Below are 18,854 nucleotides of genomic sequence, written 5' to 3'. Positions count from 1 at the left end.
AAAAAAATCTGTCCGAAGGACAAAGAAAAATGAATATAGTAATTATTGATTACGGAGCCGGAAATATCCAAAGTATTAAGTTTGCCTTTCAGCGCTTAGGTTATGAGGCCATTTTGAGCCGGGATGCCGATGTGATTATGGCTGCTGATAAGGTTATATTTCCCGGGGTGGGGGAGGCGAGCAGTGCCATGAAGAAATTGCGTGAAAGTAAATTGGACCAGATTATTCCGAAACTAAAACAACCAGTGTTGGGAATTTGCTTGGGAATGCAATTAATGTGTCACACTTCGGAAGAAGGGGATACCCAAGGCCTAGGTATTTTTAATGTAGATGTGGTTAAATTCTCCAATAAGGTTAAAGTTCCGCAAATTGGGTGGAATCAAATCACCAATTTAAAATCCAATCTATTCAAGAACGTTAAAGAAAAGGAGCATATATACCTAGTCCATAGTTTTTATGCACCAATTTGCGAGGAAACCATTGCAGAAGCTGATTACGAATTGGCATATAGTGCCGCTTTAAAAAAGAATAATTTTTATGGAACTCAATTCCACCCGGAAAAAAGTAGTGATGTTGGGGAAAGGATTCTTAAAAATTTTATTGATAGTGCCACAAGTTAATACGAAATTGATATGAGAATAATTCCTGCAATAGACATTATAGAAGGAAAATGTGTGCGCTTGTCCAAGGGAGATTATAACACCAAGAAAATTTATAATGAGCATCCCTTGGAGGTTGCCAAGGAGTTTGAGGCCCATGGTATTGAACACCTGCATTTGGTAGATCTGGACGGCGCCAAATCCAAACACATCGTAAATCATAAGGTGTTGGAAAAAATAGCTTCCAATACCAGCTTAAAAATTGACTTTGGTGGCGGCCTAAAGACCGACGATGATCTAAGGATTGCCTTTGAAAGTGGTGCCAATCAAATTACTGGAGGAAGCATTGCCGTTAAAGGCAGGGATACTTTTATTTCCTGGATCAACAAATACAGTCCTGAGAAGATAATCCTTGGAGCGGATGCCAAAGATGAGATGGTAGCTGTATCGGGTTGGATGGAAGAATCCAAGGAGGAGTTGATTCCCTTTATCCAAACTTATCAAAAAGAAGGTATTAGAGCGGTTATTTGTACCGATATCAGTAAAGATGGAATGCTGGAAGGCCCTTCTTTTGAATTGTACCGAAAAATTTTGGAGGCCTGTGGCCCACATATTTTATTAATTGCAAGTGGAGGTATTTCAACTTTTGAAGAACTTCCGAAATTGGCGGAATTGGGTTGTGAAGGAACCATAATCGGGAAGGCCATTTATGAAAATAGAATTAGTTTAAAACAATTGGAAAAATTTATTCTCGACATCTGATACCAGTATAGCTTGTTGTAGAATAATTGGAGCGCCATTTATAGTTTTCAAGACCGTAAGGTGCAGTTGAGATTTCCAAAAATAAAAGTAGCAAATGTTAACAAAAAGAATAATCCCTTGTTTGGATATTAAAAATGGCAGAACTGTAAAAGGGATAAATTTTGTGGATTTGCGGGACGCAGGAGATCCAGTGGAACTTGCCGAAATCTACGCCAAGTCGGGCGCTGACGAATTGGTCTTCTTGGATATTTCCGCTACGGAAGAACGGAGAAGAACCTTAGCTGATTTAGTTTTGCGTGTTGCTGAAAAAGTAAATATTCCCTTTACTGTAGGTGGTGGTATTTCCTCTGTGGAGGACGTAGATATATTATTGCACAACGGTGCGGATAAAGTATCCATAAATTCATCTGCCGTCAAAAACCCTCAATTGATCAACGATCTGGTAGCCAAATTTGGGTCACAATGTATTGTTGTGGCCATAGATGCCAAAGAGATAGATGGGGAATGGATAGTACATTTGGTAGGAGGGAAGGTACCCACAGAATTAAATCTTTTCACTTGGGCTAAGGAGGTTGAAAAACGAGGAGCTGGAGAAATTTTATTTACTTCCATGAACCATGATGGCACCAAGGACGGATTTGCCAATGAGGCTTTGGCCAAATTATCAACAGAATTGAACATTCCAATAATAGCATCGGGTGGAGCAGGAAATATGCAACATTTTACGGATACATTTGTTGAAGGAAAGGCAGATGCAGCTCTTGCTGCAAGCGTATTTCATTTTAAGGAAATAGAAATTAAAGACTTAAAGGAAGAGTTAAAAAGAAATAATATCCCAGTGAGATTATAATCAATTTTGATCTCTGCACGGGCGGATCAATCCAAACACTTCCTATTACAAACCTAAAATCACATTATGGAATCCAAAAACATGAACATAGACTTCAACAAAAACAAGGACGGCTTGGTACCAGCAATAGTACAGGATGCACATACCAAAAATGTACTTATGTTGGGATATATGAACCAAGAGGCATACAAAAAGACTATGGACAGTGGTAAAGTAACCTTCTTTAGTCGTACTAAAAACAGACTATGGACCAAAGGAGAGGAAAGTGGTAATTTTTTGAATCTAGTGGATATTAAATTGGACTGTGACAATGACACACTATTGGTCATGGTAAATCCCGTTGGACCAACTTGTCACAAGGGAACGGATACCTGTTGGGGCGAAGAAAACAAATCCACATTCGGGTTTATTTCAGAATTGGAAGACATTATTCAAAACAGAAAAGATCAGGCCAATGGTATAATTCCGATACCCGAAGGTGTTAAACCCAGTTATGTTTCATCTCTATTTAAAAGCGGTATTAATAAAGTAGCCCAGAAAGTCGGGGAAGAAGCAGTGGAGGTCGTAATTGAGGCCAAGGATAACAACGATCATCTGTTCAAAGATGAAAGTGCAGACCTATTGTTCCATTATCTTATACTGTTACAGGCAAAAGGGTTTAAACTTAGGGATATTGTAAAAGTGCTACAGTCGCGCCATAATTTCTGAATATTTTCATTTGAAATGAAAATTGTTTAATTTACAACTTGGTATTTTTTTGTAAAAAAAATTGACTTATCTTCAAAAATTCCAATAATTAATTAATAATCTTAATAATCGCATAGGCTATGAAATCAAATAGAAGAGATTTTATCAGAAAAACATCCATTGCAGGAATGGGTTTGGCAATGGCACCGGCATGGTCCCATAATACAATGGGAAACAATATAAATAACGAACCTGCAGCAAGTCAAGGAGCTATTTATATGGGTGGCTTTTCTGCTCCAAAATTGGATACGGTCAAGTGTGCGTTTATAGGAGTGGGTGCCCGTGGATCTGGACATGCCCATCAAATAGCCGCCATTGAAGGCACTGAGGTCGTAGCTATTAGTGATTTGTACCAAGATTTGGCCGAAAAATCTGCAAAGGTTTGTACTGAAAACGGTGCGGGAACACGTCACAAGAATATAAAGTTGTATACCAATGGTGAAGACGATTGGAAAAAAATGCTGAAAAAGGAAAAACCCGATGCGGTTTTTGTCTGTACCCCTTGGGAATTACACGCCCCCATGGCCATTGAGGCCATGAAAAGTGGTGCCCACGTATTTGTAGAGGTACCGCTTGCACTTACCATGGAGGAAATGTGGGCAATAGTTGACACTTCCGAAAAGACCCAAAAGCACTGTATGATGATGGAAAACGTCAACTATGGTAGGGAAGAACTCCTTTACTTGAATATGTGCAGACAGGGTGTTATTGGTGAATTGCTCCACGGAGAAGCTGCCTATATCCACGAACTAAGAGGTCAGATGAACGAAGTGGAACGTGGTACGGGTTCATGGCGTACCCCGCATTATGCCCATCGCGATGGAAATCTTTATCCAACCCATGGATTGGGCCCGGTTGCACAATATATGAATTTGGCCAGGGGAGAGGATAATTTTAAGTTTATAAACTCATTTTCTTCCCCGGGCAAAGGACGTAATCTATATGCCGCCAAAAATTTTCCGCCGGACCACAAATGGAACAAGTTGGACTTTAAAGGAGGCGATATAAATACATCCATAGTTAAGACCAACCTGGGAAGAACTATTATGGTACAGTGGGACGAAACCAGCCCCAGACCATACACCAGACATAATCTGATTCAAGGAACAAAAGGAACCTTGACCGGTTTCCCAACAAGGGTTGCCTTGGAAGGTGGTATTGAAGGAGGTCCTAATAACCATCATGAATATGCAGAAGGTGAACAATTACAAAAGATCTTCGAAAAATACGAACATCCATTGTATGTCCGCTTGGGTGAATTGGCCACCAAAATGGGTGGACATGGCGGAATGGACTTTATAATGAGGTACCGAATTATTGAGTGTTTAAGAAAAGGGGAACCCTTAGATCAAAATGTTTACGAAGGTTGTTATTGGAGTGCTGTTGGAACTTTAAGTGAAGTTTCTGTGGCCCAAAACGGAGCACCGCAAGCATTTCCCGATTTTACCAGAGGTAATTGGAAAACAACGGAACCTCTAGGAATTGTCAGCTAATGACCTTATAACTTAAAATCAAATAAAAAGCCATTGTTTAAATTCAATGGCTTTTTATTTGATTAGATAGGAGGAAAATGATTTTTAAAAAACTATGGCGTAATTTCTAGGCCTGCTACCTCTGTCCGACTGTCCAATTGGGTTATTAGTTCTTGAGTGCCATTGAACACCTTTTTGCTGTAATATCGCCCTCTATCCCAATCCGCAGGATCCGCAGCTTTTTCAGCGTTGGCAATAATGTCCTGAACACTTTCCATCAGGCCTTCACATTGACTGCCTTCCAATAAATTTATAAGCTTATCATAAGAATCCAAGGCCTTTTCAGAATAATACTTCTGATGCTCATAATTGTTGGCCATTAATGCTTTTTTCGCATGATTTAAGGCATATGAGGCAGTAGAATAGATTATTTCGCAATCGTCCTTGGCCGAAGCAAAGGAAAAAATAGACAAAGAAAAGAATAATAGGAAAACGTTTTTCATAAGACCGGGGATTTCAAGTTTTATCTTAAGAAAACGAACTTGTTGTCACAATATTGCCGGTCGTTCTTAATCCTATGATTTTTGCACAGTACCCCAGCGGCGATCCTATCGATCTAATTATAATGGGATTACCACCACACTACAAACAGTTTTTCAATTTTTGAATCTCCAGTTTTGATCCACATCATTGGGGATCTCCCGTCTTCCAATTTATTTATAATTAGACCTAGAACTTCAGTAAATGTTTGCCAAACAACATCATGATAGGGTGCTATAAGCCATTCTGACTTGGTTGGTAAATAGTATTTGAAATTTAGAAAATTACTGGACCTAAATTTTTGAAAGGAGATCCACTTACCTACAATACATTCCGAATTGAATGGGGACAGATTTATTTCGCCCAGTTTATACGGGACAAACAATTGGGATTTAAAGCATGTCTGATGCTGTATTTCATAGGGGTCCATATTTAAGGCTTTCAACACGGAAATGGCTTCTGGGGTATCCAACAGTGGAATTTGGTGGTTTATAATCTTTTCTTTCTTGGCAAAAAAAGAATCCCGTTGATTGGGGCCTATCAATTGGTGTTCAATAATAGATGAATCTTGGAGTATCACATAAAACTTATACGTTAGTTCTACATGCACATACATCTTATTATCAACACGTTGCAACAAAAAATCTATCTCACCCAAACTCACTTTATTCTTTCGTATTGGAATATTGTGAGCAATAACCTTATAGACTTTTGAATGCTTGATCAGTTGCAAAAAAATGTGTTCTATTTTATGACCTAGCCTCAAATTGGAGGGAATCACCTCAGTTTCCAAATTTTCAAAATCTATTTTCGGAAACACAAATTGCATTAAACCGGACATTTCGCCTTCCCAGAGAGGAGGCGTTTCAAAAAATGATCGATAATATGAAAGGTTTTTATGATTCAAACGATACTAATATACGTAAACCGTTAAGTTTTCATTAAAAAGGAAATGTTCTAGACCAAATTAATTAATTTTATAGTATGGCTATAGATAAAAGAAAAGGGTTTCGATTTTCCAATTATAAAGCCCCTGAGCAAACTCCTTTCGAAAAACTTTTTGATATTTTCAAAGAACTAATTACACATACTTCAGGCGATGTGGATGAGGCCTTGGAATGGCTAAGGGAATTGGACAAGGAGTATGAACTTACAGATGAGAATTATACCATTGATGATTTTATAGAGGACCTCAAAGCAAAAGGATTTCTTAAGGAAGAGCCTAAAGATACGGATGGCTCCGGCACTGGGGACCAAAAAGCGGATTTGTCCATCACCGCTAAAATGGAACGGATTATAAGACAGGCCGCCCTGAACCAAATTTTCGGCAAAATTAAACGCAGTGGTTCTGGCAATCATAAAACCGGTCTATCGGGTAGGGGAGATGAACATACCGGAGAATTTAGGGAATATCGATTTGGCGACAGTCTGGAAAGGATATCCATGACAGAAAGTTTAAAGAATGCCCAAATAAATCACGGCATCGGGAATTTTAATTTAAGCGAAGAGGATTTAGTGGTTGAGGATACCCAATTCAAAGCTCAGATGAGCACCGTACTAATGATAGATATAAGTCATAGTATGATCCTCTATGGCGAAGATCGTATTACGCCGGCTAAGAAGGTCGCTATGGCTTTGGCAGAGCTTATTACAACGCGTTATCCAAAGGACACTTTGGAAATTTTGGTCTTTGGCAACGATGCCTGGCCAATTCCAATTAAAGACCTCCCTTATTTAAAAGTGGGGCCCTACCATACCAATACTGTAGCTGGACTTCAATTGGCAATGGATATGCTCCGCAGAAAACGAAATACGAATAAGCAGATTTTTATGATAACCGATGGTAAGCCCAGTTGTATTAGATTGCCTGATGGCACCTACTACAAAAATAGCGTTGGCCTGGATGATTATATTGTTGAAAAATGTTATAACATGGCCAGGCAGGCCAGGAAACTACATATTCCTATAACCACCTTTATGATTGCCAAAGATCCATATTTAACCCAATTCGTACGACATTTTACGGAGGCAAATAAAGGGAAGGCATTTTTTACGGGTCTAAATGGACTGGGAGAAATGATTTTTGAGGACTATGAACAAAACAGAAGAAAAAGATTAAAGGGATAAGCAGCGAAAATCGAAATTTTGTAAAAACTGTTTAGGAACCGTGCCCACTGGCCAAAATTGGTCGGTTAACCAATATAAATATCACAGATGAAATTGAATTACAAGGAAATTACAAATCTAGGGGAACTTAAAAAAGCAGGATATAAAACCAAAAAGATAAAGGATGAATTAAGGGCAAATCTTATAGAGAAAATAAAATCGGATGAAATTACCTTTCCAGGTGTATGGGGCTATGAAAATTCTGTGATCCCTGAGCTGGAAAGAGCCATTTTGTCCAGGCACAATATTAACCTGTTGGGACTAAGGGGACAGGCCAAAACCCGGCTGGCCAGGCTTATGGTAAATTTGCTGGATGAATATATTCCCATTATTTCCGGTTCGGAAATAAATGACGACCCTCTAAGTCCCATTTCTAGGTTTGCCGTAGAAACCATTAAAGAGCACGGAGACCTAACTCCCATTTCCTGGTTACATAGGAGTGAAAGGTTCTATGAAAAACTGGCTACACCAGACGTTACGGTGGCCGATTTAATAGGTGACGTAGATCCCATAAAGGCCGCTAACCTTAAATTGTCCTATGCAGATGACAGGGTTATCCATTTTGGAATGATACCTAGGGCCAATCGTTGTATTTTTGTAATCAATGAATTGCCTGATTTACAAGCTAGAATACAGGTTTCCCTTTTTAATATTTTACAGGAAGGAGACATACAAATAAGGGGGTTTAAACTCAGGTTACCTTTGGACCTACAGTTTGTGTTTACCGCTAACCCTGAGGACTATACCAATAGGGGCAGTATAGTAACCCCATTAAAAGATAGGATCGGGTCCCAAATTTTAACCCACTATCCGGAGGACATAGAAACCGCACGCAAAATTACAGAACAGGAATCTAAATTAGATCAACGACAAAGCGAGGTCGTTTATGTCCCAGATCTGGCTAAAGATCTATTGGAACAAATAAGCAGGGAAGCCAGGGAAAGTGAATATGTAGACTCCAAAAGTGGTATAAGTGCCAGGATGAGCATCACTTCCTATGAAAACCTAATGAGTACGGCCGAACGGAGGGTGTTGAAGAACGGTCAAAAATCGACCATGGTTAGACTAAGTGACTTTATGGGGGTAATTCCTTCTATAATCGGCAAAATAGAACTGGTTTATGAAGGCGAACAGGAAGGTTCTGGTAGTGTTGCAGAAATACTGATAGAAGATGCCGTTAAATCGCTCTTTATCAACTATTTCCCTAAGATAGATAAGTTGGAACGCAAGGATGCCGTAGGTCCCTATGATGAGTTGGTAAGTTGGTTTTTTGATGGGGAAGGATTCGATTTGCTGGACGATGCCTCCGACAAAGAATATATGGAAAAACTGGATAGCATAGCTCCGCTACAACAACTCATTAAAGAACATCAGCCCGAATTTAAAAAGAAAGACTCTTATTTCTTAAAAGAATTACTGTTGTGGGGAATGGTAGCCCACAAAAAATTGAGCAAGCAACGTTATACTGCAGGGTATCAAATAAAAGATGTTTACGGGAGTTTTATAAGAGGGTTATAAAATTCAACATTCTATTCCCATGCATCTAAATGATTATTCAAGTAATCAAAATCATATTTACCCACCCTTTGCTTTCTTATAACAAAGGACCAAATGGTTAGCAAAACCAAGAATGATTGTAAAGAAATGATTAAAATACCCATAGTCATAAAGGAACTTGGAATAACATGGTCTTGGAATTCATTTTGGGATCCAAGAATTAAATAAGATTCGGAAATTTCATAGCAATAGACAAACAAAATACCATACATGAGATATTCTATATTTTTCATAATCATATCCGGATATTCCCTTTCCGTAATCTTGAACCATAGGACATAGATATATAGAAAGTGGATAATGGTTAAACAGGGGAAAATATAATTCTCCATTCTATTAAACATTAATGTATTGCCGTACATGCTATAGAAGCTGAGAAATATTAGGGATACCAATGTAACTATAGTAAAGAGAATATTAATTTGGGGAATCGTTCGATTAGCAGAATTTTCCATAATTAACAATTAAAGATTTAGGACAATATTCAACATAATTACAATAAAATTCTAACATCCTATAAAAAATATCGTTGAATAGATAATAATTTTGGATGGAACAAATTGGGCTGGGAGGAAGTGCTAAAAAGCTTCGATGAAATAAGTGCCATTTTGTTTTATAAATAGTCAATTGCCCCAATCAAACATCGGACCCGACTGGGTATAATGCGCCAACTATTAGTACACACCAAAAATCAAAATATTACTTAAAATAAAAAAATCAGGATAACCAATTCCTTTTGGTCGCCAAATTGGTGAAAAAGACCAGAGCCACTCCGAAAACAATGATCAATATTGGTAATAACATGGCTGTTGCACCCATCACTTCAAAAGTATTGCTGAGAAAAAAATGATATAGTTGTTGTAGTACAATACCGAATAGGGACAGTATAAATACAGTCTTGGCCCATTTTTTTTTCAACAATAAAGCAATACAACCAAGTAGGCCACTCCATACGGCAATAGCAAAGGCGGCAGTTACCCAAATAGGTCGTGCCTCATACAACCCTTGTTGAGCTTCGGGCAATGAAGCATAAACTTCATCATTCATAAAAGCCTCTGAGAGGTAGGCAAAAACCCCAATTAAATTCCATAAAAGGGCAATTGCGCAAACTATCCAAAACCACATTGGTGGTTTTACTGTAGATTTATCATTCATTTTATGTTGGTTTAGGTTATTATTGTTACCAACAAATTACAAAAAAATAAATCCAAATTGACTGAATGTTCATTTTTAGCGCATTATATCATTTTGATTTCTTAATAATTAAAACCCAATGCAAACACCTCGTTTTTACTATTTAATTCATGTTCAATTTTTGGGTTTCCGTTATAGTGGCTGGCAAAAACAACCTAATCAAAAAACTGTTGAAGGTATGCTGGTAAAGACTTTAAAATTTGTTTTGCCCAATGCTAAATATAAAATTCTGGGAGCTGGTAGGACAGATGCCAAAGTATCTGCCCTAAACACAGCCTTCGAATTATTTTTGGATAAGGAACCTCTGAATGACCTTAAAGATTTTATGCATGAATTTAATGCAAACCTGCCACCGGATATTCGTGTCATCAGTATAGACCAAGTAAATGAAAACTTCAATATCATCAAAGAAAGTAAGTTCAAGGAATACGTCTATCTTTTTTCTTTTGGACAAAAAAATCATCCCTTTTGTGCTCCCTTTTTGGCAAATATAATTGATGAGCTCAATGTGGAACTAATGACGGACTGTGCACGACTATTTGTTGGGACCCATGATTTTTCATCCTATACGGCCCGACTCCAGCCCAATACGAAAGTGCTTAGAACCATAGAGTCTTGTGAGATTAAAAGAAACAATATTTTGGAGGCCAATTTTTTCCCGGAAATCAGTTATGCCCTACATATTACCGGGGCCGGCTTTATGAGATATCAGATTAGGATGATCATGGGCGCTTTGATCCAAGTAGGAAAGGGCGAACTTACGGCCATGGACCTTAAAGAGTCTTTAAAAAAGGAAAACACAACTGTCCTTACCTTTGTTGCCCCTGGCTCAGGTTTATTACTGAACGACCTAAAATTTAAATAGATTATCCGAAAAAATCAGCCAGGAATTGTCAAATTATTCCTTAAAATGATGACAAGTCCGTATTTCGAGGGCTGGATTTCATAAATTAGTACTAAGAATAAATTGCAATTAGTATATTAAAATAAGATTCCAACCTATGGCCAAAAAGAAACCAACACATAAACGGCAATCCATTAGACATATTAAGACTGGTAAGTCTCCCGGAACAGTCACCTATTTGGGCAATAGGGGGGGTATAAAGAGTATTGTAAACATAATGGAATACAATAGGCAGGACATTAAGGAATCTACCGTTGATGTTTACGAGCCATCCAACTTCAATAAAATTATAGAACACAAAGTATCACTTTCCACTTCTTGGATCAATGTTATTGGAATAAGTGATGAGAAATTCATTGAAAACTTGGGAAATTCACTTTTACTTAATCCGTTAACCACAGAAGACGTGGTTAATACCCATCAACGGCCAAAAATAGATGAATACGACAATTATATTTTTGGTTCATTCAAAATGCTTTACATGGATGATAACAGTGAATTGGTGACAGAACATTTGGCCATGGTTTTAATGGAAAATACAGTTCTAGTATTTCAGGAGATGCAAGAAGACGTTTTTAATAGTGTTCGAGAAAGGGCAAGGCAGAAAACCGGGAGAATTAGAACCAAAAACGCCGACTACCTATTTTTTGCACTTCTGGATGCCATAATAGACAATTACTTTGTAGTATTGGAAAATGTGAACCAAAAAATAGACTACCTGGAGGAGGAGATATACGATAATCCAAGTCCTGAAACTGCCCATGCCATTCAGGACTTGAAGAAGGAAATACTTAGAATTAGACGTTATATTTATCCCGTAAAAGAGCTTATCAATAAACTAATTGATTCGGAACATGTATTAATTACCAATGACACCAAAATATTTCTCAGGGATACTATGGATCATTGCACGGAAATTAATGAAAGCCTCAATATATTCAGGGAAATGTCCATGAGCCTAATGGAAATGTATATGAGCAATATGAGTAATAAAATGAACGAGGTGATGAAAGTACTTACAATTATGGCATCTATCTTTATTCCTCTTACCTTTATTGTTGGCGTATACGGAATGAATTTCGAAAATATCCCCGAATTGAAATATTCCAATGGATATTTCTACGTGTGGGGTCTAATGATAGTTATCTTTATTGGTATGCTATTTTACTTTAAAAACAAGAGGTGGCTCTAGTTCTGTGATAAATCGCTTTTAATCAATCGAACAAATCCGAGGAGAGATATCGGTCGCCACGGTCGCACACAATAGAAACAATGACCCCCTTGTCCAAACTTTGGGCTAGTTTCACTGCTGCTGCGGCAGCACCACCACTGCTCATGCCTGCAAAAATTCCTTCTTCCTTAGCCAAGCGCTTGGCCATTTCCCTAGCTTCCTGTTCTGTAACCTCCATAACGGTGTCCACCTTCTTGGGATTAAAAATTTTCGGGAGATATTCTATAGGCCATTTACGTATACCTGGAATCTTGGCCTCATCTGCGGGTTGAACCCCAACGATCTCAATATTGGAATTCCTTTCCTTCAAATAGGTAGAAGTTCCCATAATTGTTCCCGTGGTTCCCATGGAGGATACAAAATGGGTAATCTCCCCTTGGGTATCCCTCCAAATTTCTGGTCCGGTACTTTTATAATGTGCCTTCCAATTATCATCATTGGAAAATTGGTTGATCATTACATAACCTTCTTCCTTCACCTTTAGTTCCGCATAATCCCTGGCCCCTTCAATTCCCACCTCGGAAGAGGTAAGGGTTACTTTGGCACCGTAGGCCTTCATGGTCTGAACTCTTTCCTTGGTGGAATTTTCGGGCATTACCAATTCAATATCCAATCCGTAAATTCCGGCAATCATTGCCAACGCAATTCCGGTATTACCACTTGTAGCTTCTATTAGCTTGGAGTTGGTGTCAAAATCGCCCCTTTCCAATCCACCCTTGATCATATTAAATGCGGCTCTGTCCTTTACGCTCCCGCCAGGATTATTGCCCTCCAGTTTAAAAAGCAGTTTAACATTGGGGTTTGTATTAACAACTTTTGATATTACCAAGGGAGTGTTCCCTATAATATCCAAAATACTATGAGACATGCGGAGAGGTTTTTATTTTAATAATTGGAGAATGATAAACCGTGGAATTGGCGGGTACAGATTCTGTTATCCAGGCATTGCCTCCAATAACGGAATTTTCTCCTATAATTGTTTCTCCTCCAAGGATAGTGGCATTGGCATAAATGGTAACATTATTTTCAATCGTTGGATGTCTTTTGATTTTTTGTAATTTTTTGGCAACATACAAAGCTCCCAAGGTTACCCCTTGGTAGATTTTTACATTATCTTTAATTATCGCTGTTTCACCAATGACCACACCGGTGGCATGATCTATAAAAAAGGATTTACCAATTTGTGCTCCTGGATTAATATCAACCCCTGTCTGTCTATGGGCATACTCGGTCATTAATCTGGGAACCAAAGGAAAACCGTCTATATAAAGTTCATGGGCCAACCTGTATATGGCAATGGCATAAAAACCGGGATAGGCCATATAAACTTCTTCAATGGAAAGGGAAGCGGGATCACATTTAACGATAGCCTCGGCATCCAAATTCAATTTTTCCAAAATCTCCGGCAAACGGACCACAAAATTTTCCCAAACCCTTTTGCAAGGTTTGTCCACATGCCAACAAGCCAGATTTACCAAGGCATCAAATTCCTTTTCCAAAAGATCCAGATTCTCGTCCACAGGGGTATCTATATCAAACAGGGTATAAAACAAACGATTTGTAAATAATTCTGTTCTTTCCTTTAGTTCAAACCTGAGGTTAGGCTGATTTTTATGCTCCTTGATATTTTTTATTATAGATGCCTTATCCATTTGCACTTTTAATTATATGTTCAAAATTAACCTTTATTTCAAAATCACCTTGTGCTAATTTGGTTAACTTTAGCACAAAGATAATGTCTTATGAGTCGTATACAACAGGAGGTAATTACTAAAGATGTTTTTCAATTTTTGGAAAATCTAAAAAAAAACAATTCCAGGGAATGGTTCTCTGAGCACAAAAGTGAATTCAAGGTGCTCGAAACCGGAGTGAAAAGTTTTTATACCTCTGTTATGAACAAGTTGAAAGTCCATGATGATATTGAAAAATTAAAAATGTTTCGCATATACCGGGATGTCCGCTTTTCCAAGGACAAAACTCCTTACAAGCCCCATTTTGCAGGATCCTTTTCCCGTTCCGGCCTTAGGTTGCGCGGAGGTTACTATTTACGTATAAAGCCCGGTGAAACTTTTATTGCGACCGGATTTTGGGAACCAAATAAAGAGGACTTATTTAGAATACGGAAAGAATTTGAAACAGATACAAAAGAGTTCCGTTCAATTATTAATGAGAAAGGCTTTCATAAAATATGGGGACAATTGCAGGGTGATGAATTAAAAACTGGCCCTTCAGGATTCGATAAGGAACACCCCAACATTGATCTGATCAAAAAAAAGCAATTTATTTTTGTTCGGAATTTTTCTGACGAGGAAGTATTGGCTCCCGACTTTATTTCACAGATAGACTTATCTTTCCGAGCTATACGCCCATATTTTGACCTGATGAGCGAAATACTCACCACCAACCTGAATGGAGAATCCCTTCTGGATTAGGAAATTAGGCAGGTTGTAAAGCGGAATTCTCGAAGAACTGAACCTGATCTTTAAGTCGCTCAACAACCATTTGCATCATGCGTTTATTTAAAGAGGAAGAGTTCTGGATGTATAATATATACTCCTCGGTGGTAAATTGTCCTATAATAATTCCCTTTAAGGAATTTCTGAACTTAATGTCCTTTTGAATTGCATTTTCTATAAAAAACAGCCGCTTTTGCATCCCCAAATCATAAAAACTGTTTTTATGTTTAGTGATGTAATTTTGAAAAACCAGGAGCAGTAATTCATTTTGCATTTTAATCACCGGACGCAAGGTTACATTTTGAAACCTCTCATCGCTGCTCATATTTTCCGTTACTTTAGCTGAAGGGATTATAGGACGAATTTCCAAAAGACTATGGGACCTATCGCTCATATCATTGGTGTTTTTATAAAGGTAGGTATTCATATTTTTTTGAATTGGGTATTCCAATTTAGTTTTTAACGAGGTTATGAACATAATAATCTGATTCATATTCCATACAATTAGAATTGGGTCGCTATCGTTAAATTACCTATTCCTAGAAAGCATATTCATAATTTACTTATCACGCTCCTTTTATAGAAATGAACATTCACGCTATTGGAATTTTCATTATTATAGACCTGTTTTATTTCCATTTTGAATAAAAAGTCGGGATGTAATTTAGATATATCCAAATCGGTGGACATTTCTCCTTTTCTAAGGTATTGGGGTAAATTTCTTTACTAATTTTGGGGTAAAATTACTGTGATATGAGATTTCATACTAGAAAATGGGTAAAGCCGGAAGATTTAAATGCCAATGGAACCTTGTTTGGAGGTAAGTTACTTGCCTGGATAGATGAGGAAGCCGCTCTATATAGTATTATACAACTGGAAAATAAGCGCGTGGTCACCAAATACATGTCCGAAATAAACTTTATGTCCACGGCATTAAAGGGAGACATTGTAGAAATAGGTATAGGAGTTGTTAAGTTTGGAAAAACCTCTTTAACGCTCAACTGTGAAGTCAGAAACAAAATGACAAGGGAAACAATTGTTACCGTGGACAATATTATAATGGTAAATCTTGGTGCCAACGGTAAACCCAAGCCTCATGGTAAAACCAAAATTGAATTTGTTAAAGATAGATTGGCTGCGGAAGTTTAGCTCTGGCCCAAACCTTTAGCTGCTTCCTGTACCTGATCTAATACCCTTAGTAAGTTGCCACCCCAAAGTTGGGCAATTTGCTCTTCGGAATACCCCCTTTTTACCAATTCAAGTGTAACATTGGGGGTTTCGGAAGCATCAGACCAACCGTCAATACCACCACCTCCATCGAAATCGGAACTAATCCCCACATGATCAATGCCTATTAATTTCACCATATAATCAATATGGTCCACAAAGTCGGAGACGTTAACCGCCTGGGGTGCATCACTTTTAGCTGCAAACAATATCTTGGCCTTTGCCACTACTTTTGGATAATTCTCAGAAAAGGTTTTCTTCTTTTCTTCGTTCAAATTGATAAGATCATCGCCCTCATACCATTCAACGCCCATGGAATCTGCAACTTCTTTATAAAATTTCGGCATAAAAGTGGTATGGGCTTCATGTTTTTCAGTATTTAAATAGGAGCTAAAAGCTACTGTTTGTACTACCCCGCCATTTTCTTTCATGAGCAATAATTGTTCATCATCCAAATTCCTACTGTGATTGCAAAGGGCACGAGCAGAAGAATGGGAGGCAATTATAGGGGCTTTTGAGAGGGCTATCATTTGTTTCATGGACTCTTTTGATACATGGGATACATCGATCATTATACCCAATCTATTCATCTCAACTACAGCCTTTTTACCAAGCTCGCTCAACCCGTTATGCAACCAAATGCCATCGGCCTCACCGGTATTGGAGTCGCAAAATTGACTGTGCCCATTGTGCGACAGTGAAATATATCGCGCTCCCAAATCGAAATATTTTTCAAATTGGGACAGGTCCTCGCCAATAGGGTAGGCATTTTCCACGCCTATCATAGCCACTTTCCTGCCAGATTTAACAATCCTATTTACGTCCTTGGAGGTATAGGCCATTTCAATTTCTTTTGGGGCAATTTCCTCACACAACCTATGAATTGCCTTGAATTTTGCCATTGCATTTTCCTTGGCATGGGCAAATCCGGCTTCGTCTAGAGGGCCTTGACCGGTATAGACTATTAACCAAGGCACATCCAAACCTCCACTTGCAAGTTTTGGCAGATTTACTTGATTGTCCAAATTCTGGGTATAATTTACCGTTTCGGTAAAATTGGCCACATTAATATCTACATGAGTGTCAATGGTGATAACGTCCTTATGGATTCGTTCCGCTTTGTCTGCAATCGATTCTGGAGATTTATCCTGCTTTTCCTTACAGGCGATAATCGTTAAAATACATATAAATCCGATAAAATACTTCATGCTAAGAGGGTTTGATACATACAAATAACGGCATTTGACAACATAAAATGAAGCCTAGATAACATTTAGTTGTAAACGGAACTATAAAAGGAGAGTTTTAGGCTTTCAGAACCCAAATCATTAAAAATTGAAATCCAACAACCTACTAACCCATCTGACAAATCTTGAAGGTCAATTAAATCATTTTTCCTTTGAGGAGTTAACCTCTGAGGAAGCTTCCCTATTAAAAAAATCCTTTATGTCGTTTAAATTTCGATTAGAGGAAAAAGTTTTGGGACCCAAATCACAAGCTTCTTCTAGTTTGGAGAACAAAGATTTTGACTTGGCCATTGGGCATAAAGGGATTGGTACTATTTCAAAAAATAATTTGAATAGGGTAGAAGGTGAGTTTCTTGAAAAAATGGGTAATGTAATTAGAAACCCCATTCACGGAATTATTGAGTCCGTTGATTTGTTAAAGGAGGGCATGCTCACATCACATCAAACTTTACAACTTAATTCTATAAGCAACTCCTCCAATAACCTTTTGGAAATAATTAATGAGTTATTGGAATACAGCAAACTTACTTCAGGAAGAGAGAAGTGTGAAAGTATAGATTTTAATTTTTACAGCATTATCAAGGATACACTGTATCTCTGTAATACCCTTATAATTAACAAGAATGTTGGCTTAGAGGTGGATTTGGATACTGAAATACCTGAAATTCTCAATGGAGACCCTTCCAAGTTATCCCAAATTTTGCTTACCCTTTTAGGAAATTCCATAAAACTTATAGACGAGGGAAGCATCCTTCTGAAAATTAAACTCAGAAAACAAAATAGGAATAATTGTTTACTGGATTTTGAAATAACCGATTCTGGAACCGGTACGGTAAAAAATAAATTCGAGTCCAATACGATATACCCCAAAAATCCAGAAACCAACTTTCATGATTCCGGAATCAGTCTCGCCATTGTTAAGGGGACTATAGAAATCTTGAATGGCTCCATGGCAAAACTGGGCACTCTGGGCAATAGCTGTGCTTTTAAATTTACTGTTCCCTACAATAGGTGTAAGGAAATCAAAGTATCTGCTACCCTAAAGGATTCCTTCAACAGAAATACGGAATTTAAAAATATAGAAGGCCTTCATGTACTTGTTTTTGAGGGAAATATTCTTGTCCAAAAAATAATTGAACAACGCCTTGTAAAATGGGGTTGTATAGTATATGTGACCCATAATGGCGAAGATGGATTGGAATATTTACACAAGAATTCCGTGGATTTGGTACTAATGGATCTAAGAATGCCGGAAATGAACGGTTTTCATGTTGCTCAAAGAATTCGAGAAACCTTTAATAGCCATATTCCCAATATACCCATTATAGCGTTGACTGCCGACGTGACCATTACTGACAAAAACAAATGCAAAGCACTGGGGATAGACGATTATATCTTAAAGCCTTATAGCCCAGAGGAATTGCTGAATACATTATATAAATATAAAAAGGAAACAAAAACCAAACCTGGGATAGAACCAAATAACGAAGTTTCCCAATTTTCAATAAAAAAAGAAACATTCGAGCTTAGTTTAAGCGGTATTTTGGAAGAATGTATGGGAGAAATAGACCTATTGGAGGAGCTTATCGGGCTATTTAAACAAAATATGCTGGATTTTATTGGGAGAGCCAATATCTATATCCCCGAAGGAAATTTTAGTCGCTTGGGGTTTGCCGCCCATACCGTAAAAACGGGACTTTCCATGATGAAAGCGGACAAACTTTATTTCCTTGTAGATGAAATTGTAGTCTGTTGTAGAACGGATAGGGACCTCCCGAAAATTGGAAGGCTATACGACCAACTACTTTTAACCTATCCCATGATGGAGAAGGCCATTGACAGAGAATTAATGTTGTTGAAAAACAAAAGAAAGTAGAAGCCAATTTAACTTAAAAATCCAAT

At 37.9% G+C, this 18,854-nt stretch carries 20 protein-coding genes; 12 read left to right on the top strand and 8 right to left on the bottom strand.

Features of this window, described 5'->3' with window-relative positions; genetic code table 11:
* The first annotated feature begins 29 nt into the window (after positions 1-29).
* From hisH to CWD91_RS12865, 5 genes are all read left to right on the top strand, one after another.
* Complete coding sequence (gene hisH / locus CWD91_RS12885) at positions 30-620, top strand: imidazole glycerol phosphate synthase subunit HisH (RefSeq protein ID WP_103441349.1); 591 nt, start codon at positions 30-32, stop codon at positions 618-620.
* Positions 621-632: 12 nt separating this feature from the next.
* A complete protein-coding gene (gene hisA / locus CWD91_RS12880) occupies positions 633-1,361 on the top strand; it encodes a 1-(5-phosphoribosyl)-5-[(5-phosphoribosylamino)methylideneamino]imidazole-4-carboxamide isomerase (RefSeq protein ID WP_103441348.1) in 729 nt (242 codons plus the stop codon).
* A gap of 94 nt (positions 1,362-1,455) precedes the next feature.
* Positions 1,456-2,211 carry an imidazole glycerol phosphate synthase subunit HisF gene (gene hisF / locus CWD91_RS12875; RefSeq protein ID WP_103441347.1) on the top strand — a complete coding sequence of 252 codons (756 nt, stop codon included), beginning with the start codon at positions 1,456-1,458 and terminating at the stop codon, positions 2,209-2,211.
* A gap of 81 nt (positions 2,212-2,292) precedes the next feature.
* A complete protein-coding gene (gene hisIE, locus CWD91_RS12870) occupies positions 2,293-2,919 on the top strand; it encodes a bifunctional phosphoribosyl-AMP cyclohydrolase/phosphoribosyl-ATP diphosphatase HisIE (protein ID WP_103441451.1) in 627 nt (208 codons plus the stop codon).
* Positions 2,920-3,038: 119 nt separating this feature from the next.
* Positions 3,039-4,451 (top strand): Gfo/Idh/MocA family protein, encoded by a 1,413-nt coding sequence (locus CWD91_RS12865; protein WP_103441346.1) that lies wholly within the window; start codon positions 3,039-3,041, stop codon positions 4,449-4,451.
* A gap of 92 nt (positions 4,452-4,543) precedes the next feature.
* Here CWD91_RS12865 and CWD91_RS12860 read toward each other — a convergent pair whose 3' ends face one another.
* Positions 4,544-4,933, bottom strand: a complete 390-nt coding sequence (locus CWD91_RS12860) for a hypothetical protein (RefSeq protein ID WP_103441345.1) — start codon at positions 4,931-4,933, stop codon at positions 4,544-4,546.
* A 128-nt stretch (positions 4,934-5,061) separates the two neighbouring features.
* On the bottom strand, positions 5,062-5,877 hold the full coding sequence (locus CWD91_RS12855) for a DUF1853 family protein (protein WP_157943779.1): 816 nt from the start codon (positions 5,875-5,877) through the stop codon (positions 5,062-5,064).
* A 77-nt stretch (positions 5,878-5,954) separates the two neighbouring features.
* On the opposite strand from CWD91_RS12855, the gene CWD91_RS12850 reads away from it, so the two are divergent.
* Both CWD91_RS12850 and CWD91_RS12845 read left to right on the top strand, forming a co-directional pair.
* Positions 5,955-7,097 carry a vWA domain-containing protein gene (locus CWD91_RS12850; RefSeq protein ID WP_103441343.1) on the top strand — a complete coding sequence of 381 codons (1,143 nt, stop codon included), beginning with the start codon at positions 5,955-5,957 and terminating at the stop codon, positions 7,095-7,097.
* Positions 7,098-7,184: 87 nt separating this feature from the next.
* The gene (locus CWD91_RS12845) at positions 7,185-8,654 is read left to right on the top strand and encodes a magnesium chelatase (protein ID WP_103441342.1); all 1,470 of its coding nucleotides are present in this window, start codon (positions 7,185-7,187) and stop codon (positions 8,652-8,654) included.
* An 11-nt stretch (positions 8,655-8,665) separates the two neighbouring features.
* Here the strand turns inward: CWD91_RS12845 and CWD91_RS12840 are convergent, their stop codons facing one another.
* Positions 8,666-9,148 (bottom strand): hypothetical protein, encoded by a 483-nt coding sequence (locus CWD91_RS12840; RefSeq protein WP_157943778.1) that lies wholly within the window; start codon positions 9,146-9,148, stop codon positions 8,666-8,668.
* A gap of 262 nt (positions 9,149-9,410) precedes the next feature.
* Positions 9,411-9,848 carry a hypothetical protein gene (locus CWD91_RS12835; RefSeq protein ID WP_103441340.1) on the bottom strand — a complete coding sequence of 146 codons (438 nt, stop codon included), beginning with the start codon at positions 9,846-9,848 and terminating at the stop codon, positions 9,411-9,413.
* Positions 9,849-9,966: 118 nt separating this feature from the next.
* Between CWD91_RS12835 and truA the strand changes: the two genes are divergently transcribed.
* Positions 9,967-10,752: a tRNA pseudouridine(38-40) synthase TruA gene (gene truA, locus CWD91_RS12830; RefSeq protein ID WP_103441339.1), complete on the top strand. Its 786-nt coding sequence runs from the start codon at positions 9,967-9,969 to the stop codon at positions 10,750-10,752.
* 136 nt (positions 10,753-10,888) lie between these two features.
* Positions 10,889-11,983 carry a magnesium/cobalt transporter CorA gene (gene corA, locus CWD91_RS12825; RefSeq protein ID WP_103441338.1) on the top strand — a complete coding sequence of 365 codons (1,095 nt, stop codon included), beginning with the start codon at positions 10,889-10,891 and terminating at the stop codon, positions 11,981-11,983.
* Positions 11,984-12,005: 22 nt separating this feature from the next.
* Here the strand turns inward: corA and cysM are convergent, their stop codons facing one another.
* Both cysM and epsC read right to left on the bottom strand, forming a co-directional pair.
* Positions 12,006-12,890, bottom strand: coding sequence for a cysteine synthase CysM (gene cysM, locus CWD91_RS12820; RefSeq protein WP_103441337.1), 885 nt, complete (start codon positions 12,888-12,890; stop codon positions 12,006-12,008).
* A complete protein-coding gene (gene epsC, locus CWD91_RS12815) occupies positions 12,880-13,674 on the bottom strand; it encodes a serine O-acetyltransferase EpsC (RefSeq protein ID WP_103441336.1) in 795 nt (264 codons plus the stop codon). The genes cysM and epsC overlap by 11 nt, the downstream gene beginning before the upstream one ends.
* 90 nt (positions 13,675-13,764) lie before the next feature.
* Between epsC and CWD91_RS12810 the strand changes: the two genes are divergently transcribed.
* Complete coding sequence (locus CWD91_RS12810; RefSeq protein WP_262923143.1) at positions 13,765-14,454, top strand: DUF2461 domain-containing protein; 690 nt, start codon at positions 13,765-13,767, stop codon at positions 14,452-14,454.
* Between the two features lie 4 nt (positions 14,455-14,458).
* Here CWD91_RS12810 and CWD91_RS12805 read toward each other — a convergent pair whose 3' ends face one another.
* A complete protein-coding gene (locus tag CWD91_RS12805) occupies positions 14,459-14,872 on the bottom strand; it encodes a glyoxalase (protein WP_103441449.1) in 414 nt (137 codons plus the stop codon).
* A gap of 359 nt (positions 14,873-15,231) precedes the next feature.
* Between CWD91_RS12805 and CWD91_RS12800 the strand changes: the two genes are divergently transcribed.
* Entirely contained in the window at positions 15,232-15,627 is a 396-nt protein-coding gene (locus CWD91_RS12800) for an acyl-CoA thioesterase (protein ID WP_103441335.1), read from the top strand.
* Here CWD91_RS12800 and CWD91_RS12795 read toward each other — a convergent pair.
* Complete coding sequence (locus tag CWD91_RS12795) at positions 15,624-16,913, bottom strand: dipeptidase (protein ID WP_103441334.1); 1,290 nt, start codon at positions 16,911-16,913, stop codon at positions 15,624-15,626. The two genes, CWD91_RS12800 and CWD91_RS12795, sit on opposite strands and share 4 nt — an antisense overlap.
* A gap of 127 nt (positions 16,914-17,040) precedes the next feature.
* Between CWD91_RS12795 and CWD91_RS12790 the strand changes: the two genes are divergently transcribed.
* A complete protein-coding gene (locus CWD91_RS12790) occupies positions 17,041-18,828 on the top strand; it encodes a response regulator (protein ID WP_103441333.1) in 1,788 nt (595 codons plus the stop codon).
* Positions 18,829-18,854: the final 26 nt, after the last annotated feature.

Source organism: Arenibacter hampyeongensis (assembly GCF_002909255.1).
GTDB lineage: Bacteria > Bacteroidota > Bacteroidia > Flavobacteriales > Flavobacteriaceae > Arenibacter > Arenibacter hampyeongensis.
The sequence above is the reverse complement of the archived record's forward strand: the minus strand, read 5'-3'. Positions and strand labels throughout refer to the sequence as shown.

Bases quoted from the DNA above. Each gene is read 5' to 3' on its own strand.
- hisH (WP_103441349.1), top strand. From the start codon at position 30: ATGAATATAGTAATTATTGATTACGGAGCCGGAAATATCCAAAGTATT.
- hisA (WP_103441348.1), top strand. From the start codon at position 633: ATGAGAATAATTCCTGCAATAGACATTATAGAAGGAAAATGTGTGCGC.
- hisF (WP_103441347.1), top strand. From the start codon at position 1,456: ATGTTAACAAAAAGAATAATCCCTTGTTTGGATATTAAAAATGGCAGA.
- hisIE (WP_103441451.1), top strand. From the start codon at position 2,293: ATGAACATAGACTTCAACAAAAACAAGGACGGCTTGGTACCAGCAATA.
- CWD91_RS12865 (WP_103441346.1), top strand. From the start codon at position 3,039: ATGAAATCAAATAGAAGAGATTTTATCAGAAAAACATCCATTGCAGGA.
- CWD91_RS12860 (WP_103441345.1), bottom strand. From the start codon at position 4,933: ATGAAAAACGTTTTCCTATTATTCTTTTCTTTGTCTATTTTTTCCTTT.
- CWD91_RS12850 (WP_103441343.1), top strand. From the start codon at position 5,955: ATGGCTATAGATAAAAGAAAAGGGTTTCGATTTTCCAATTATAAAGCC.
- CWD91_RS12845 (WP_103441342.1), top strand. From the start codon at position 7,185: ATGAAATTGAATTACAAGGAAATTACAAATCTAGGGGAACTTAAAAAA.
- CWD91_RS12840 (WP_157943778.1), bottom strand. From the start codon at position 9,148: ATGGAAAATTCTGCTAATCGAACGATTCCCCAAATTAATATTCTCTTT.
- CWD91_RS12835 (WP_103441340.1), bottom strand. From the start codon at position 9,848: ATGAATGATAAATCTACAGTAAAACCACCAATGTGGTTTTGGATAGTT.
- truA (WP_103441339.1), top strand. From the start codon at position 9,967: ATGCAAACACCTCGTTTTTACTATTTAATTCATGTTCAATTTTTGGGT.
- corA (WP_103441338.1), top strand. From the start codon at position 10,889: ATGGCCAAAAAGAAACCAACACATAAACGGCAATCCATTAGACATATT.
- cysM (WP_103441337.1), bottom strand. From the start codon at position 12,890: ATGTCTCATAGTATTTTGGATATTATAGGGAACACTCCCTTGGTAATA.
- epsC (WP_103441336.1), bottom strand. From the start codon at position 13,674: ATGGATAAGGCATCTATAATAAAAAATATCAAGGAGCATAAAAATCAG.
- CWD91_RS12810 (WP_262923143.1), top strand. From the start codon at position 13,765: ATGAGTCGTATACAACAGGAGGTAATTACTAAAGATGTTTTTCAATTT.
- CWD91_RS12805 (WP_103441449.1), bottom strand. From the start codon at position 14,872: ATGAGCGATAGGTCCCATAGTCTTTTGGAAATTCGTCCTATAATCCCT.
- CWD91_RS12800 (WP_103441335.1), top strand. From the start codon at position 15,232: ATGAGATTTCATACTAGAAAATGGGTAAAGCCGGAAGATTTAAATGCC.
- CWD91_RS12795 (WP_103441334.1), bottom strand. From the start codon at position 16,913: ATGAAGTATTTTATCGGATTTATATGTATTTTAACGATTATCGCCTGT.